Raw genomic sequence first — 17,758 nt, forward strand, 5'->3', positions numbered from 1 at the left:
GGTACTCTGTTCTACCCTGTTATAAAAAGAAGAGGAGCCTAAGTGGGTCGAATCCAACCCATTGACTCCTCTTTTTTACGAGTTACTAATTATCTATTAGCTAAAGCCATGCCTTCCAAAACCGTTAAAGCTGCATAGAGTTGATAGTCATTATGCATTAACTCATCCATTTGAGCTTTGAAGTTTTTAGCTTTAGTAATTTCCTTGTTATTTTTATTAATTAAGTGTCCACTGAGATTTGCTTCACTATATCCAGTAGGATCAGCAGGTTTCGCAGCAGTTTTAGGAATTTCTACCTCATTCACTACGATATCAGGGACAATTCCTTGAGCTTGAATTGAAGTTCCTGATGGAGTGTAATACAGCGCGGTAGTTAACTTAATTCCAGTTTTTTCATCCAGCGGTAATACAGTTTGAACTGAGCCTTTACCAAAGCTTGTTGTACCGAGGATAACAGCTCGTTTGTTATCTTTTAGTGCGCCAGCTACAATTTCAGCTGCAGATGCAGAACCGTTATTGATTAATACAACCATTGGGGCGTTATGTAAGACATCTACTCCTTTGGCCAAGGCGGTAAAATCTGAGCCAGGCAAACGTCCTTTGGTTGAAACGATTGTTTCTGGTTTGCCTGATTTATCTTTACCGAGGAAGGCATCAGAAACTTGTATTGCTGAATCAAGTAGTCCTCCTGGGTTGTTGCGTAAATCCAGGATTAGGCCTTTTAAATTTCCACCAGATTGTTGTTTTAGCCTATCAATGGCTTGTAACATGTCTTTTCCAGTTAATGCTTGGAATTGTGTTAAACGAATATAACCATAGCCGGGGGCGATTATTTTACTTTGTACACTTTTAATTTGGATAATTTCTCGAATTAAATCAAAAGTTAGCGCTTTATTAACCCCTTTACGTAATATAGTCAACTGAATTGTGCTTCCAGCTTTACCACGCATCAAATTGACAGCATCCTTAAGTGAAAGACCCTGAACGGATTCTTTTCCCAATTTAATAATGTAGTCTCCAGATTTGATGCCTGCTTTGAAGGCTGGTGTATCAACGAGAGGAGTAACTACTTTAACCACTCCATCCTCCATGGTTACTTCGAGCCCTAAACCGCCAAATTCACCACTAGTTGATGTTTGTAGATCTTTAAACTCTTCTTCATCCAGGTAACTTGAGTGCGGATCAAGTCCCGTGAGCATACCACGAATGGCATTATCAAAGAGTTCTTTATCATCAACAGGTTTGACATAGTATTTTTTAATTTCACCTATAGCATTGGAAAAGCGTTGAACATCTTCTAAAGGAACCGCTTTAGTCGTAGAGCTTGAGGTTGTAGACGTATCTGTGTTAGCCTCATCATCTGCAAAGCCTGTAAGAGGTAACATAAGAGTAAACGCGTATACTATCGCAAGCGTGCATGGATATAGTTTTTTTATCAACATAGCGATCTCCTCAGATGCAAGGCTGCAAAATAAGCCATCTTCTTTTATTATAATTATTGAAATGCAATTAAGGTGCCAGGGTTAAACTAAGACAACCAATTAAGCGGTGGAATAGCTTTTCCCTTTAGTCTTATTTCAAAGTATAGACCGTTTTGTTTAATTCCGCCGCTATGACCTACACTAGCAATTTGCTCATTTTGACGTACGTACTGGCCCTTGCTCTTAAATAGAGATTGATTATGAGCATACAAGGTCATGAAGCCTTGCCCGTGATCAATGATAAGAAGTAAACCATATCCTTTAAGCCAGTCACTAAATACAACTTTCCCAGGGTAAACGGCAGTTACTACGGCTCCTTCATCGGCAAAAAATGTCACCCCTTGGTTCATTTTTCGTAGAGAACGGCTCTGGCTCTGGACCGGGGACGGCAATTTTTTGCGCATCTGGTTAAAGGGTGTGCTTGCAGTGGGAATACTTTGTTGTGTTGCTAATGATTTGAGTAAACGTGCTAAATTTTCTTTATTTTTCCGAACGTCATGCAACCTGTTTTGTTTATCTTGAATTTCATGGTTCAGTGATTGAATTAGAGTTTTATGATAATTTTTATTTTCTTGTAGTTGCTGTTGATGTTGAGTAAGTTCTGATTTTAATTGTTTATTGGCAATAAGTTCTGTTCTCAATTTTTCCCTGCTCTCGCTAAGGCTCGTGCGGGTTTTATCAATTTTATCGATAAGCTGTTGCCGTGATTTAACGATGTATTGATAATATGTTAAAGTTCGACTCACTTTATTGGGATCATCCTGATTCAGGAGTAATTTAAGCGGTTGATATTCTCCCATTTGATAACGAGCACGTACGTGGTTCGCTAATAATTGCTGTTGGGTAATCAGCTGTTGGTTTAGTTGATTTACTTGTTCTTGTAGGTCAGTAATTTTATTTTCTGTATTCTTGATCTCATTTTGGATGAAATGTAATTTATGAATCCCTGCACCAATTTGCTTTTCAGTTTCAGACAATTCCTTATTTAATAGGCCTCGTTTATCGTGAGCTGAATTTAATGTTTTTTGGAGGCTGTTAATTTGCGCATCCAATTGTTTTAATTTATTTTGTGTTTGCACAACAGCAGATGTGGATTCTGCATGGCCCCCGAAACAAAGCAAAAGACCAAAGAGTAATCCGGAAAAATAAGTTGTACCATTTTCTATCCTAGATCGCATTTGATATGTTGCTTCAGAAGAATAGTTTTTCGTCGATATAATGTCCGAATCCTTATGTACTCGTTTCGAAAGAGGTTTATTGCATTTTAATTTCTGTCTGATTGTTATTGAGCTGTGAAAACAATAATCTTTAACATCTGAGCGACATAAATTAAAAGAAACTTTATCATTCCATTTATTCATGAGTATTTTTTTCTAACAATTGACGACCTGTCATTTCCGCAGGTGGAGTAATTCCGAGTAAGCCCAGCATTGTTGGTGCGATATCAATCAAGCTACCTTCGCTTTGGGTAAAGTGCCAATTACCTCCAACGTATACTAATGGTACAGGTTCACTAGTATGAGCAGTATGTGCTTGATGAGTTGTTTCGTCAAACATTTCTTCAGCATTGCCATGATCGGCCGTAATGAGCAACTTCCCTCCTTGCCTTGCTAGTGCATGCCATACTTTGCTCATGCATTGATCAAGACATTCGATTGCGCGAATTGTGGCCTTAAAATCTCCACTATGTCCTACCATGTCAGCATTCGCATAATTGCAAATAATGACATCATAATCTTGGCTGTTAATTGCCTCGACCAAACTTTCTGTTAATTGTGGTGCACTCATTTCAGGTTGTAAGTCATATGTAGCAACTTTGGGAGAGGGTATTAAAATTCTTTCTTCATTAGTAAAAATATTCTCGTTTCCACCGTTAAAGAAAAAAGTTACATGAGCATATTTTTCTGTTTCTGCAATGCGTAATTGACTTAAGCCATGGGTTGAAAGCACTTCTCCTAAGGTATTATTTAAAGGAATAGGAGGAAAAGCCTGGGTTGTTGGTAAGTTTTTATCATATTGAGTCAGGCTGACAAAATAGGATAATTGCGGCTGCACTGCTCGAGTAAATTTTTTAAACGTTGGATCAATAAAAGCTGTGGTTAATTGTCGCGCTCTGTCTGCACGAAAATTAAAAAATAAAACGGCATCTCCATCCTCAATTGCTTTCTTCTCCCCTATAAGGGTAGGCGGTATGAATTCATCAGACAGATTTTGTTGATAATAAGAATTTATTGCTGTTTCTGCATCTTGGAAATGATGCTCACTGTTGCCTTGGGTTAATAAAGTATAGACAGGCTCTACTCTATCCCAGCGGTTGTCTCTATCCATCGCATAATAGCGTCCACTAATCGAACATACTCGGGCTATTGGATTTGATTTTAATTCTGCATTGAGGCGTTCTAAGCTCTGCAATGCGCTTTGTGGTGGGGTATCTCGTCCGTCTAAAAATAAATGCAAATAAACCGACGTAAATTTTTGCTGTGCACATAAGTCGAGCAAAGCAAATAAATGATGTTCATGACTGTGGACTCCTCCTAGAGAAAATAATCCCATGAGATGCAATGATTTTCCATTTTTTTGCAATGTGTTAATGACATCATGGAAGACAGGATTGTGGGCAAACTCCCCGTGATTTATGCTCTCATTAATACGAGTGAAATCTTGTTGTATTACTCTGCCGGCGCCTATATGCATGTGTCCTACTTCTGAATTGCCCATTTGTGCATCAGGTAAACCAACAGCAAATCCAGATGCTTGCAAAAGAATATGGGGGCAGTTTTTCCACCATTCATCCCATTGGGGGGTATTAGCTTGAGCAATAGCATTATGCTTATTATTTTCGTTATACCCCCAGCCATCTAAGATCATGAGCAACAAGGTTGCTTTTTTTTGCATGAAGTTCTCCAGAACACAATCCAAATTTTATGGGGGAAATTATACCTTACTTAATAACTATTTCGTAATGTATTCTCTCGGCTTCTATTATGTTTCTTGCAGTAAAATCATCTATGTGGTTACAACGGCATATGTACGATTTAGAAATCATTGCCGATATTGCTCATGGAAAAAATATTGGGATTATCCGACACTACATTCAGTAGTGACATTTTTGTATTAAAGAGGTTAGACTATGCACCATTTATTAGATTGGGAAGAGTAGTTTGGAACAAAAAATTCCTCAGCATGTTGCCATTATTATGGATGGAAACGGTCGTTGGGCTGAAAGTCGAGGGTTACCGCGTATAGAGGGTCATAAAGCGGGTGTTGAATCAGTAAAAAAAATGATTCGTTGTTGTATGACCAAAGGTATTCCTTGTCTGAGCTTATTTGCCTTTAGTTCAGAAAATTGGTCTCGACCCGCTGAAGAAGTTAATTTTTTAATGGAATTGTTCCTCGAGTCGTTGCGAAAGGAGCTTCCTGAATTGAATCAACATGGGATTCACTTACGATTTACAGGGGATCGTGGTTTGCTCTCGCCTGTATTGCAAAAACAAATGCAGGAAGCGGAGCTTTTGACGGCAAATAATGCGCAATTAATTTTGAATGTGGTTGTTAATTATGGTGGTAAGTGGGATCTGGTGAATGCCGCCAAAAAAATAGCCAAGGCCGTATTGAATGGTGAATTAAACATAGATGAAATAAACGAAACCAGCTTTGCTCATTATCTGGATACAGCAGGGTTACCAGATCCTGATTTATTTATTCGTACCAGCGGTGAGTTACGAATTAGTAATTTTTTCCTTTGGCAGCTTGCTTATACAGAGCTTTATTTTACTGAGGTACATTGGCCCGATTTTGGTGAGCATGAACTTGAATTGGCTTTGACTGCTTTTAATAAAAGAAAAAGAAGATTTGGGCAAATTTCCTAATTAACTCAGGGGCCTTTTACATTGATAGCAATACTGTAAACAGCCCCTAATATTAAGGACAACAAGATGTTCTTACAACGCTTAATTACAACCATAATTCTAGTACCCTTGGTTTTATTACTTATTTTTTATGGTAATCAATGGATTTTGGCAGGTATCGTTTTGGTTATTTTTCTTGCTGCAGCAAGAGAATGTTTTCAATTGATCCCTTTAAAAAATTGGCAGTTACAAGTCGGATTTGTTGCGTTGATGCTTTTGTGTTTATGGGCTTGTGGTTATCTTTTTACATATTGGTTATATGCTGGATTAATTATTTGGGGTTTGAATATTTTTGCCATCCTTAGTTTTCCAGGATCACAGAAATATTGGGGATACCCTGGTATTGTTGCGATGGTGTGTTTGTTGCTCTTACCTTTATTCGTACAAAGTCTTATTCATTTATATTATTTATCTAACGGTAAAGCATTACTTGTTTATTTGCTGTTTTTAATCTGGGTTTCAGATACAGGAGCTTATCTTAGCGGTAAGCTTATGGGAAAACATAAGGTAATTCCTCAAGTTAGTCCTGGAAAGTCCTGGGAAGGAGTTGCCGGTGGTATTATCCTGTCCATGCTGATTGCTTGGGTTGGCTATGGTTATTTTCACCCAGTTTCCGGTGTTCATTGGTTCATTTTAGCCTTATGTACTATAATTATTGCCATATTTGGTGATTTATTCATCAGTATATTGAAGCGCCGTTGTCATTTAAAAGATACAGGCGCCATTATTCCTGGTCATGGGGGTATTTTAGACCGTTTAGACAGTTTAATTGCAGCTTTACCTTTATTTTATTTCGGACTAACTTTGTAACTACTCACATGGGTTATTCAAACCATCCGAGCTTATAAATCGATAAAACAGGATGTTTTTTCGTGAGTGTGCCATAGCAAGAAAGCACTTTTTCTAGGTTTCGGAGAATTCTGGGAGAGTAATTCTCGAGTATTACTTAATTTGGGATAGCACTATGCTTTCAACATTGCTGTATTTTCTTTTGGCTTTAGTATTATTAGTTACAGTTCATGAGTATGGCCATTTTCAAGTGGCACGTTGGTGCGGAGTTAAAGTACTGCGCTTTTCTTTTGGTTTCGGCCCCATTTTGGCACGTTGGTGTGATAAAAAAGGAACAGAATATGCCTGGTCATTATTTCCTCTTGGTGGCTATGTCAAAATGCTTGATGAATCCGAAGGAGATGTTGCCGAGAACGAGCGTCATTTAGCCTTTAATAATCAATCTCTTTGGAAAAGAACTGCAATCGTTCTTGCTGGTCCTTTTTTTAATTTTCTCTTTGCTTTTGTCGCTTTATGGTGGGTATTGGTTATCGGTATGCAGTCTTTAGCACCGATGATTGAATCGGTAAAACCTAATAGCATCGCAGCACAAGCTGGATTAAAAGCCAAAGAAGAAATCATTGCGATGAATGATACTAAAATAAACAGTTGGCGCGATTTTCAATATGCGATTATGCCTCTTGTTGGTTCTCAGGAGACAATTCAATTAACGTTGAAGTCTTTAGTGGATGGGCATCAACGTCAGATTTCTTTGCCTTTGACTGATTGGAAATTGGATAGTAAAAAACCAGATCCTCTCGAAAGTTTGGGTATTGAACCTTTTATCCCTTCAATCCCTCCCATAGTTGGGGAGGTCGTTCCTGATTCTCCAGCAGCAAAAGCAGGATTAGAAAATGGCGATAAAATATTAAGTGTGGATGGGAAAGCTTTTAATGACTGGTTATTTTTAGTTGATTATGTACAGGCACGCCCAGATAAACAATTAACTTTATCAATTAATAGAAAAGGAAGTATACAAAAAGTAATAGTACAAACCGGAAGCCAGAAAAATAAAGGTAAAATTGAAGGATTTTTAGGTGTGCGGTCACAAAAGGTCCAATGGCCATCACATTGGTTACGTTTGGAAAGACAAGATCCCTTAACTGCTGTTGGCACCGCATTACAGCAAACGGCGCAATTGACTGGTACTACATTTACTTTGATGGGCAGGTTGGTCACTGGCCGATTAGGATTAAATAGTATTAGTGGTCCAGTAGGCATTGCTCAAGGAGCAGGTGATTCTGGGCGCAGTGGATTAACTTCCTATTTATTTTTCCTTGCTTTGGTCAGCATCAGCTTAGGGGCTTTAAATTTATTACCCATACCTATGCTAGATGGCGGACACTTGCTTTATTATCTACTAGAAGCAATCCGACGTAAGCCGTTATCTGATAGTTTAAAATCGGCAGGAGCTTATCTGGGGTTATTGCTATTAGCCGCGCTGATGTTTATTGCATTGACTAATGATTTATCGAGACTCGCAGGATAGTTGGAGCGACTAATCAAATCGCAATCGCAATCGCAAAGTATTGGCAAAGTCGGGGAACAAAAACTTGACAGTAGTTTCTACTTCCTATAAAAAGTGTTTCAATTTTTGGTGTACAGAGTTTGAGTATTAAAAGTACACGTAGTACTGGGCGTAAAATAATAATGAAAAAAATCAGCAGTAAATTTATATTAGGTGTTTGTTGTTCCTCGCTCATAGCCTGGTCTTCACAAACGATAGCAGCAGATACTTTTGTCGTGCGCAGCATTAAAGTTACCGGTTTGCAACGCGTTTCTACTGGAACAGTACTCAACTATATCCCTGTCCAGGTTGGAGAGGAGATAGGTCCTGAATCAACTGCTGAGATTATTCGAACTCTTTATGATACTGGTTTTTTTCAGTCTGTTTCATTGGAGCGACAAGGCAATACTTTAATTGTTAATGTAACAGAAAGAGCAACCATCGGCTCAATTAGTGTGGTAGGAAATAAAGAAATTCCTAGCGACAAGATGAAAGAGTTCCTCAAAGAAATGGGCTTGACCAAGGGACGCGTATTTCAGACATCCACTTTGGAGCGTTTGGAGAAAGAGTTAAAGCAAGCTTATAACGCTAGAGGAAAGTATAACGCGCGGATTGAAACTCGAGTTAGCCCTTTAACCGATAATAGAGTGGGTATTACCGTTACGATTTCTGAGGGACGTGTCTCACGCATTAAACAAATCAAAATAATAGGTAATCACGATTTCTCTAAAAATGAATTGTTACCCGAGTTTGCTTTATCAAAATCCAGCATCTTTACTTATTTTACTAAAAAAGATCAGTACTCCAAGTCAGGTATGGATGCATCTTTAGAAGCATTACGCTCTTTTTACATGGATAGAGGTTATTTGAAGTTTAAAATTATATCATCACAGGTGTTGCTGTCGCCCGATAGAAAAGACGTCTTCATCAATGTTCATATTGAAGAGGGGCCTCAATATCATTTTTCAGGCTATAAAGTAGTAGGAAAACCGATATTGGCACCAGAAAAAATTAATTCATTAATCCAGGTAAAAAAAGGTGCTGTTTTTTCACGCAAAAAGGTAACGGATTCAATTTCTGCTATTGGGCTGGCGTTAGGGGATGTTGGTTACGGCTTCCCTGCAATAAATGCAGAACCGCAAATCGATGAAGAGAACAAAACCGTATTCATTAATTTTATTGTGCAACCAGGACGGCATGTTTACGTTCGACGCATTAAATTTCATGGCAATACCAAAACCAGTGATTATGTATTGAGAAGTGTAATTCGTCAGGATGAGGGGGGATTATTATCTCTTCATAATATTAAAGAATCTGAAAGACAATTGCGCTTATTAGGGTATTTAAAGAATGTTGATGTAAAAACCACTCCAGTACCCGAAGCAAACAACCAGGTTGATTTAGATGTACAAGTAGAGGAGGCGCCTTCTGCTGAAGCAAGTGCTTCTATTGGTTATGGTACTAATGGTTATCAATTAAATGCTTCAGTAAATCAACATAACTTTATGGGTACAGGACGCTCCATGGGTGCTGCATTTACTGCAAGTAAATGGGGACAAGACTACACTGTAAATTACTATAACCCATTTTATACCGATACAGGGATAGGACGTGGTCTCAATCTTTACTACGCACGCGTCGATCCCAGAAACCTCAATGTCAGTACATACAACTCTAACCGTTTTGGTGGAGACGTAAATTACAGTATACCTCTCGGTGAAACAAGCAGATGGCAATTAGGCTATGGTTATCAGGATGTAGAAATTAAAAGTGTTGGTAATGTAGTGCCTATTAAGAATTTTGTGCAAATGTATGGAACTCATTTCCAGGAAATTCGTCTATCTACAGGATGGAGTCGTAATAGCTATGATCAATTTCCATATCCTACAAAAGGGCTCAACCAACAACTTTCTGGCGTAATTGCATTACCTGCCAGTTCGAATTCTTTATCCTATTATAAGGGTTCATATCAAGCGCGTCTGTATCAGCCTATAGCACGTGGGTGGATTTTCTCCTTGCAAGGGTTTGCAGGCTATGGAAATTCTTTTAACAATAATGGACTACCATTTTTCGAGAATTATTATGCAGGGGGTACTGCACAGCCTGGCCAGGTACGTGGATATGACAGTTACTCTTTAGGTCCATTAGATAATTACCGTAATTCCGTGGGCGGTAACTTGTTACTTACTGGAACGGCGGGAATTATCTTGCCTTATCCCTTAAGTCGAGATAACGTACGTACAACGGTGTTTGTTGATGCGGGTAACGTCTTTGGTGTGAATACCTTACCTACCTTGACTGGACAATATGAAGGTCCTTTAAGATACTCAGCAGGCCTTTCACTTGAATGGCGTTCTCCTTTTGGACCTTTGGCATTTAGCTTGGCTAAGGCATTGAATCCTCAACAATTCGATCAAACGCAGATCTTCCAGTTTGCTCTATCTTCAGGATTTTAATTTATAATTTTCTATCCCCACTCTCACGATTGAGAGTGAGGATAAGTAATTTCTTATATATTATAAAATTATCGAAAATCATGTTGTACATATCGCAACCTATTTCGAATTATGCTAGCATCATGCTCTTTAATTTAGGAGATTAGTTATGAAACGGTTAGGTCTGGTCATAATGACCTTTGTTTTCAGCGTGTTTGGCGCAAGCGCATTCGCTGATACAGCAAAAATTGGCGTAGTTGATCTACAAAAGATTATGCAAACTTCCAGTCAAATAAAAGAAATCCAAAAGAAATTGGAGAAAGAGTTTAAGCCTCGTCGCGACAAACTTGTAGCTGTTGAAGCAGGAATTAAAGCTGATATGGAGAAGTTCAAGCGTGATAGTTCAATCATGAGCGCGACTCAAAAGAAAGAAATGGAAAAGAAAATTGTTAGTGCACAACAACAATTTGAGCGTGATGGTCAGCAATATCAACAAGAATTAAGTACCGCAAATAATGAAGCAATGGAAGCATTGTACGCTAAAGTTCGTGCAGCTATTGCAAAAGTTGCGAAAGATGACAAGTACGATCTTATTGTACAAAAAGATGCGGCTCCTTTCAGTGCAACTACTCTTGATGTAACTGATAAAGTTGTCAAAGCAATTAACTAATTCGGCGATATAAACTTGCTGACTTTAGCAGAACTTGCGGATCAATTAGATGGCGTGTGGCATGGAAATGCTGATCACGCCATTTTTTGTTTTGCCTCCCTTAGTCGAGCTACTTCGCAGGATGTTGCTTATTACGATAAATCCATATTACGCCAAGCTCTGGATACTACATTAGCCGGGGCAGTCTTACTTAGAGCGGAACATCAGCATTTATATCGTGGAAACTGTATCGTCGTCTCTCACCCTTTAAACGCGATGATACATGCTACCCAGCTTTTATCAGTACCCATGTTTCCAAGATCCGGGATTGATCCTACGGCGATAATTCATCCATCTGCTCAATTAGGTCAAGATATATCAATAGGTGCTTACAGTGTAATTGGTGCTGATGTTCAAGTTGCTGATGGAGTTACTATAGGAGCAAATGCTGTTATTGAATCTTCGGTACGAATTGGTGAACACACTAAAATTGGACATGAAGTAGTAATCCATACAGGTTGTCAGTTAGGTGCCCACGTGGTTATAAATTCTGGCTGTGTTATTGGCGCATCTCCGTTCAATTATTTAAAGGAACATGGGCGCTGGCAACAGGGCTATAGTGTGGGTGCTGTTATTATTGCAAATGACGTGCATGTAGGATCTAATACTGTAATTGACCGAGGTTCTTTAAGCGATACTTATTTGGGTGAAGGGGTCTGTATTGATAATTTAGTCCAGATTGCACATGACGTATTGATAGGTAAAAATACAATCATTGCGGGTTGTGCTGCTGTAGGTGCTTATGCGCAAATTGGCGCAGATTGTATTGTTGGTGGTGCTAGTTGTATCGCGGCTCATGTGCATTTAGCTGATGATGTAGTGATCACCGGAATGTCCACAGTAAGCAAATCTCTTGCTCGAGCTGGAATTTATTCCTCTGGAACTTTAGTACATGAACACCACCGTTGGCGTCGTAATGCAGCACGATTTCGACGATTGGATGATTATATAGTAAAGCTTGGTACCTTAGAGAAAAAGTTAAGCAGAATTGAAGAGGAATAAGTTTTAACATTAGCAATTGATTTAGACTTGTTAAAGCAGGATAATGTTTTCTCTTTTGGACCTCACTTTTGGCCCATACCAAGCATATTTATTTAAGCGAGAAACTGCGTATGAGTGAACCTGTAGATATAAAACAGATTTTTAATATATTGCCGCACCGGTACCCAATGATCCTGGTAGACAGGGTATTAGATTACACACCATTTGATTGTTTGACCGCGATAAAAAATGTCACGATTAACGAGAATTTTTTTACTGGCCATTTCCCAGAAAATCCAATTATGCCCGGCGTATTGATGCTGGAAGCGTTGGCACAAGCCAGTGGGCTCTTAGCGGGATTGTCTCAAACACCTGAAGAAAATTATGGTATTTTGCATTTTTTTGCCGGTATCGATAATGCAAAATTTAAACATGTGGTTACTCCAGGAGACCAGCTGCGCTTGGAAGTAAAAATATTAGCAAGAAAAAGAGAATTTTGGCGTGTGCATGGCGAAGCTTATGTAGGTGATAAACTGGCCTGTTCCGCGGATTTATTAAGTGCTGCGAAGGAAATTCAAAAGTGATAGATGAACGTGCGATAATTCACCCTAGTGCAAAACTGGCAAAAGGGGTATCAGTAGGTCCTGGCGCTATAATCGGTGCTGAAGTAGTGATAGGTGAAAATACGTGGATTGGTCCTTATGCAGTCATTGAGGGGCCAACAACTATAGGAAAAAATAATAAAATTTTCCAATTTGCTTCAGTGGGAGATGCGCCACAAGACATTACTTATAAAGGCGAACCAACTCGATTAGAAATCGGTGATGATAACATCATCCGTGAATATTGTATGATTAGCCGTGGAACCGTTAAAGGGGGCGGTGTTACTCGTATTGGTAATAAGAACTTTTTAATGGCATATTCCCATGTCGGTCATGATTGTATGATTGGCAATCAAATTATTTTAGTAAGTTATGCTGCATTGTCAGGGCATGTAACCGTTGGTGATTATGCGAACATAGGTGGTTATGCAGCAGTACATCAATTTTGCCATGTTGGGCCCTATGCGTTTATTGCTAGAGCTTCTTATGTAAGTAAAGATGTACTTCCTTATCTCATGATTTCTGGTGATACAACTTCAGCATGTGGCATTAACACAGTCGGATTGCGTCGAAGAGGATTTTCATCTGAAGCGATTGATGGCTTACGACGTGCTTATAAAATTATTTTCCGCAAAGGATTAACAGTTCAACAAGCTGTCGCTGAATTAGAATTGATGCAAAGTGAATGTCCTGAAGTAGTTCTGATGATTGACGCTTTAAATCAATCCACACGTGGAATTGTTAGGTAAACCGAATATAAGTATTTAATAAGTTAGAGTGGATATTATATGCTAGACATTCAATTATTACGTGATGATCCGCAATTTGTCGCTTCGCAGTTATTAAAGCGAGGTTTTAAATTTGATGTTTCATCTTTTACGGCTTTAGAAGAAAAGCGTAAGGCGTTGCAAGTTGCAACTCAAGCATTGCAAAATGAGCGTAATTTACGTTCTAAAGCTATCGGTGAGGCAAAATCTCGCGGCGAAGATATTGAGCCAATGCGCGAGGATATGAATCGTCTTGCTAAAGAGTTAGATGAGAAGAAAAGTGAGTTGGATGACTTGTTACAGCAAATTGAAGCCATTGCTTTAAGGATGCCTAATATACCTCATGAATCTGTTCCTGTTGGTGAAAACGAGCAACAAAATCAGGAAGTGAGACGTTGGGGTACGATTCCGACTTTCGATTTTCAAGTCAAATCTCATGATGAGTTGGGTGATAGCTTAGGCCAAATGGACTTTTCCTTAGCTGCGAAACTGACTGGTAGCCGTTTTGTAGTTATGAAAAATCAATTGGCTAGATTACATCGAGCTTTGATTCAATTTATGTTGGATATCCATACTCAACAACATGGTTACCAAGAAATTTATGTACCATACATTGTCAATGCAGACAGTTTGCTGGGAACGGGGCAACTACCAAAATTCGAAGAAGATTTATTTAAGTTAACGGGAGATCACGGATATTACTTGATTCCTACTGCAGAAATTCCTGTAACGAATACAGTGCGAGATACTCTTTTGGAAGAATCGGTTTTGCCTATTCGTTATGCCTGCCATTCACCTTGTTTTCGTAGTGAGGCTGGTTCTTATGGTAAGGATACTAAAGGAATGATCAGACAGCATCAGTTTGAAAAAGTTGAGCTGGTTTGGATTACTAAGCCTGAAGACTCTTATGCCGCTTTGGAGCAATTGGTCAATCATGCAGAAACAATTTTACAACGTTTAGAATTGCCTTACCGGGTTATGACTCTTTGTACGGGTGATATGAGTCCCAGCTCAGCAAAGACTTATGATTTGGAAGTTTGGTTACCCAGTCAAAATACTTATCGGGAAATCTCATCTTGTTCCAATATGGAATCGTTCCAAGCTCGTCGCATGAAGGCACGTTATAGACATGAGCAAACCCGTGAAATTGAACTGGTTCATACACTCAATGGTTCTGGGCTTGCTGTAGGTAGAACATTGGTTGCTTTGATGGAAAATTATCAAGATAAAGACGGAAATATTCACATTCCAATGGCTTTAAGACCCTATATGGGGGGGATTGAGTCCATTCAATGTGCAGTTTAAAAACTGCAATCGATATTCAATTGCGTTGATAGCTTCTTTGTTGCAGCTTTGCTGCAACAATCTTCAAGAGTAAGCTTCTTTTAACTTAAACTCTAATGTTATTTTCTGTTTTTTGTTCATTTAAATTAAAAATTGGCTCATAATGCTTCGTTGTTTTAAGCTTATATTGCGGTGATGATGAAAAAAAAGTGAGACGTTGAGCCATAAAAGGACGATTTTTTATATTTATAGATTGTTTGGCAAATTTCGTAAAAAAAGTTAAATGACAATCGGTATGCACTGTTGTTGAGTTATGAGGTTTTTCTATACACAATTCATCTTCACAATACTCGAGCATCAGATTTTCCAATTCCTCTTCAAGGGTTTTCATTTTTTTTATCTTGAGTTCAGGTGATAGTTGATGAAAAATTTTTATCTGATTCATATCGGATAAATCATGAGCATGACGTTTCAGCTTTTCCAGATTGAAACTTCTTATTTTTGGAGCAAATAATACACTTAAGCAATTCCATTTTTTTTGTTTTACCTTGCGGCTCATTTTTTTAGTTAAAGCGATTGAATGACGCAGTTTCGCTATAAAGGATGGAATTTTAAACAATTTTTCAATGATATTAAATTGTCTTGTAACTGTCAGAAAAAATAATAAGTTGTATTTGCATAGGAATTTAAACTCATTGTTTTTTTGTTCGTTTTGATGTATCACATCCCTTTTGTTAAGGGTTGTATTAATTTTTCTGAGCCATTCTAAATAGGATACAAGCAAGGGATGGTTTGCTTCTGACAAGTCTTGTTGTTTGAAAAATAATCTATGCGGGTTTTGAATAGTCCTTTTTAACGGTGCATCCAGTACAAATTGAATGGTATCCATATCACTCAATTCCTGTTCGTCCAAGTTTTAAAAGTATAGTTGTTTTTGTAAAAAGTGCATTTATTTTGGGCGTACTGGATTTTTAGTTATCTTTCAGTGGGTTGGTGAGTGAACTTTGAATTACAAAATGATTCTTGCAGGGACTTACTAAAAACTCCATCTCTTCGTTAAATAATGCCTTTAATTTAGTCAATTAGTATATCTAGACTCCTTTATTAAAAGCATTTTTTGCCTCGAACTTGGGGGGGGCGTAAGTCCTGTCTTGGTGATCTGCTCCTTTTAATTTTAATTGCTGTGATGCCCGGAAAAGACGGGGGATTTTTAGAGAAACCTAAAATTTGGACAACTTTATCAATAAGTCCTAATATAATTAACAATAATAATATTTACCGAAATGAGGGAATCGTGCATGGAAAAAGCCAAGGCGCATTTTAACAATCACATTATTATGATTGGGTTTGGTTGTATTGGCCAAGCTTTATTGCCCTTACTTATTAATAATTTAAATATTAAACCATCACAGATTACAGTGATTACCAGTGATGATACATCGGTTCATGTGGCGCAAAAATTTGGAATAAATTTTCAGGGAAAAACAATTAAACGTGATAATTATGTTGAGATCATAGGAAACCGATTACACCCGGGCGATTTTGTAATTGATGTTTCAATAACTCTTTCCAGTTATTGTCTGCTTACCCTTTGTGAACAAAAAGGGGCTCTGTACATTAACGCCTCTACTGAACGATGGGGTGATGAATTTATATTAGAAAATATACCGCCAGAATCTCGAACCAATTATTTGTTACGAGAAGAAGTACTGAAATTAAAAGGAAAAACCAGTAACACAGCGCTCATAACTCATGGAGCCAATCCTGGTTTAGTATCGCATTTTGTAAAACAAGCGCTATTAAATATGGCCCAGGATAATCAAATCAAAATACAGACACCTAAAACCAGTTTTGATTGGGCTAGACTCGCTTATAAATTAGGTATTAAGGCGATTCATATTGCTGAACATGATACTCAAACTGCACTACCTGTCAGGGCTATAGGTGAGTTTGTTAATACATGGTCGATTAAAGGATTTATTGAAGAAATAAGGCAACCTGTTGAAATTGGTTGGGGAATTCATGAGCGGCATATACCGGAGGGAGCGAAATTTCATTCAGTTGGCCCTCAATGCGCTATTTATCTTGAGCATCCTAGTGCTAGCGTTAAAGTTCGCTCGTGGACTCCAAGCTTTGGGACATACCATGGTTTTTTAATCACTCATCCCGAAACAACGTCAATTACTCATTTTTTGACGTTGAAAAATGACACTGAAGTACAATATAGACCAACGGTTCTGTATGCCTATTGTCCATGTCCTGATGCGATTCTTTCATTACATGAGCTTTATGGAAATGAGTGGATACCCCAAGAAAATAGTCGCTTACTCGTTGACGACGTGAAGCAGGGTGTCGATGAGTTGGGTGTTTTATTAATGGGAAATCCTAATGGCGCTTATTGGTTTGGTTCAACCTTATCTATTGAACAAGCGCGAGCACTGGCTCCGCATAATAATGCGACCAGTCTACAAGTAGTCGCAGGGCTATTTGCTGGAATTATTTGGGCAATTGAGCATCCTAATCAAGGAATCGTTGAACCCGAAGAGCTGGATCATGACGAAATTTTGAAGGTTGCTTTGCCTTATCTTGGTACTGTAAATGGATATTACACTGATTGGAATCCATTAAAAAACAGAGGATGGTTATATTCAGAAAACGTGGATGTCCATGATCCTTGGCAGTTTGTTAATATGCAGGTTTAATCAATTGAAAAAAATATGAATCCTTTGTTTTTCAAAATAATAGCACAATAAATTTTTATTTCTTATCCTGTTTGATTTACTGGATTAACATCCAATTTAATTGTACCCTTCGTAATGACCTAAACGCGATGTTCTATTAAGTCTATATGTTGCTTTAATTTCGATCTTAATTTAGGAAGATTATGGTTATCTACGAAGTAAATTTGGTCATTGATGAAGATATTTACCCTCAATTTCAATTATGGCTAAAAAAGCATGTCAAAGAAATGCTTCAGTTTCCAGGCTTTATTCAAGCAAGTATTTTAAAACCTGAAAATGAGAACACAGCAAATCAGGAAAAATTAACAGTCCAATATCAATTGGAAAATAGAGAATCCTTAAAAGTATACTTCACTGAATTTGCACTGAAGATGCGTGAAGAGGGGCTTAAGTTGTTTAAAGATAAATTTTCCGCTCAAAGAAGGGTTTTCGAGGTAGCTGCCATCATCTTGAAATAAGAAAATTTGCATCGAAAGTATGTTTTCATATAGCCTTTTCAGCTTGTGGAGAACATC

Annotated in this window: 15 protein-coding genes; 11 read left to right on the forward strand and 4 right to left on the reverse strand. The window is 38.1% G+C overall.

Annotated elements, in window-relative coordinates; translation table 11 throughout:
* Positions 1 to 89 precede the first annotated feature (89 nt).
* The 3 genes from DGG96_RS12245 to gpmI form a co-directional block, all read right to left on the reverse strand.
* Positions 90 to 1,442, reverse strand: coding sequence for a S41 family peptidase (locus tag DGG96_RS12245; RefSeq protein WP_110142947.1), 1,353 nt, complete (start codon positions 1,440 to 1,442; stop codon positions 90 to 92).
* An 86-nt stretch (positions 1,443 to 1,528) separates the two neighbouring features.
* Positions 1,529 to 2,659: a murein hydrolase activator EnvC family protein gene (locus tag DGG96_RS12250; RefSeq protein ID WP_110142971.1), complete on the reverse strand. Its 1,131-nt coding sequence runs from the start codon at positions 2,657 to 2,659 to the stop codon at positions 1,529 to 1,531.
* Between the two features lie 175 nt (positions 2,660 to 2,834).
* Entirely contained in the window at positions 2,835 to 4,376 is a 1,542-nt protein-coding gene (gpmI, locus tag DGG96_RS12255; RefSeq protein WP_110142948.1) for a 2,3-bisphosphoglycerate-independent phosphoglycerate mutase, read from the reverse strand.
* Between the two features lie 266 nt (positions 4,377 to 4,642).
* On the opposite strand from gpmI, the gene DGG96_RS12260 reads away from it, so the two are divergent.
* From DGG96_RS12260 to serS, 9 genes are all read left to right on the forward strand, one after another.
* Positions 4,643 to 5,350: an isoprenyl transferase gene (locus tag DGG96_RS12260; RefSeq protein WP_110142949.1), complete on the forward strand. Its 708-nt coding sequence runs from the start codon at positions 4,643 to 4,645 to the stop codon at positions 5,348 to 5,350.
* A gap of 66 nt (positions 5,351 to 5,416) precedes the next feature.
* Positions 5,417 to 6,199: a phosphatidate cytidylyltransferase gene (locus DGG96_RS12265; RefSeq protein ID WP_110142950.1), complete on the forward strand. Its 783-nt coding sequence runs from the start codon at positions 5,417 to 5,419 to the stop codon at positions 6,197 to 6,199.
* 154 nt (positions 6,200 to 6,353) lie between these two features.
* Complete coding sequence (gene rseP, locus DGG96_RS12270; RefSeq protein ID WP_110142951.1) at positions 6,354 to 7,706, forward strand: RIP metalloprotease RseP; 1,353 nt, start codon at positions 6,354 to 6,356, stop codon at positions 7,704 to 7,706.
* A gap of 161 nt (positions 7,707 to 7,867) precedes the next feature.
* Positions 7,868 to 10,180, forward strand: a complete 2,313-nt coding sequence (gene bamA, locus DGG96_RS12275; protein ID WP_110142952.1) for an outer membrane protein assembly factor BamA — start codon at positions 7,868 to 7,870, stop codon at positions 10,178 to 10,180.
* Positions 10,181 to 10,328: 148 nt separating this feature from the next.
* On the forward strand, positions 10,329 to 10,829 hold the full coding sequence (locus DGG96_RS12280) for an OmpH/Skp family outer membrane protein (protein WP_110142953.1): 501 nt from the start codon (positions 10,329 to 10,331) through the stop codon (positions 10,827 to 10,829).
* Between the two features lie 15 nt (positions 10,830 to 10,844).
* Complete coding sequence (gene lpxD / locus DGG96_RS12285; protein ID WP_110142954.1) at positions 10,845 to 11,870, forward strand: UDP-3-O-(3-hydroxymyristoyl)glucosamine N-acyltransferase; 1,026 nt, start codon at positions 10,845 to 10,847, stop codon at positions 11,868 to 11,870.
* A 110-nt stretch (positions 11,871 to 11,980) separates the two neighbouring features.
* Complete coding sequence (fabZ, locus tag DGG96_RS12290; protein ID WP_058466790.1) at positions 11,981 to 12,433, forward strand: 3-hydroxyacyl-ACP dehydratase FabZ; 453 nt, start codon at positions 11,981 to 11,983, stop codon at positions 12,431 to 12,433.
* Entirely contained in the window at positions 12,430 to 13,200 is a 771-nt protein-coding gene (gene lpxA / locus DGG96_RS12295) for an acyl-ACP--UDP-N-acetylglucosamine O-acyltransferase (protein ID WP_110142955.1), read from the forward strand. The genes fabZ and lpxA overlap by 4 nt, the downstream gene beginning before the upstream one ends.
* A gap of 39 nt (positions 13,201 to 13,239) precedes the next feature.
* Complete coding sequence (serS, locus tag DGG96_RS12300) at positions 13,240 to 14,523, forward strand: serine--tRNA ligase (protein ID WP_110142956.1); 1,284 nt, start codon at positions 13,240 to 13,242, stop codon at positions 14,521 to 14,523.
* Between the two features lie 85 nt (positions 14,524 to 14,608).
* Here serS and DGG96_RS12305 read toward each other — a convergent pair whose 3' ends face one another.
* Positions 14,609 to 15,391, reverse strand: coding sequence for a hypothetical protein (locus DGG96_RS12305; protein WP_110142957.1), 783 nt, complete (start codon positions 15,389 to 15,391; stop codon positions 14,609 to 14,611).
* A 409-nt stretch (positions 15,392 to 15,800) separates the two neighbouring features.
* Between DGG96_RS12305 and DGG96_RS12310 the strand changes: the two genes are divergently transcribed.
* Together DGG96_RS12310 and DGG96_RS12315 are read left to right on the forward strand one after the other, a co-directional pair.
* Positions 15,801 to 17,204, forward strand: coding sequence for a saccharopine dehydrogenase C-terminal domain-containing protein (locus DGG96_RS12310; RefSeq protein ID WP_110142958.1), 1,404 nt, complete (start codon positions 15,801 to 15,803; stop codon positions 17,202 to 17,204).
* Between the two features lie 182 nt (positions 17,205 to 17,386).
* The gene (locus DGG96_RS12315; protein WP_110142959.1) at positions 17,387 to 17,701 is read left to right on the forward strand and encodes a DUF4286 family protein; all 315 of its coding nucleotides are present in this window, start codon (positions 17,387 to 17,389) and stop codon (positions 17,699 to 17,701) included.
* Positions 17,702 to 17,758 lie beyond the last annotated feature (57 nt).

It is taken from the genome of Legionella qingyii (assembly GCF_003184185.1).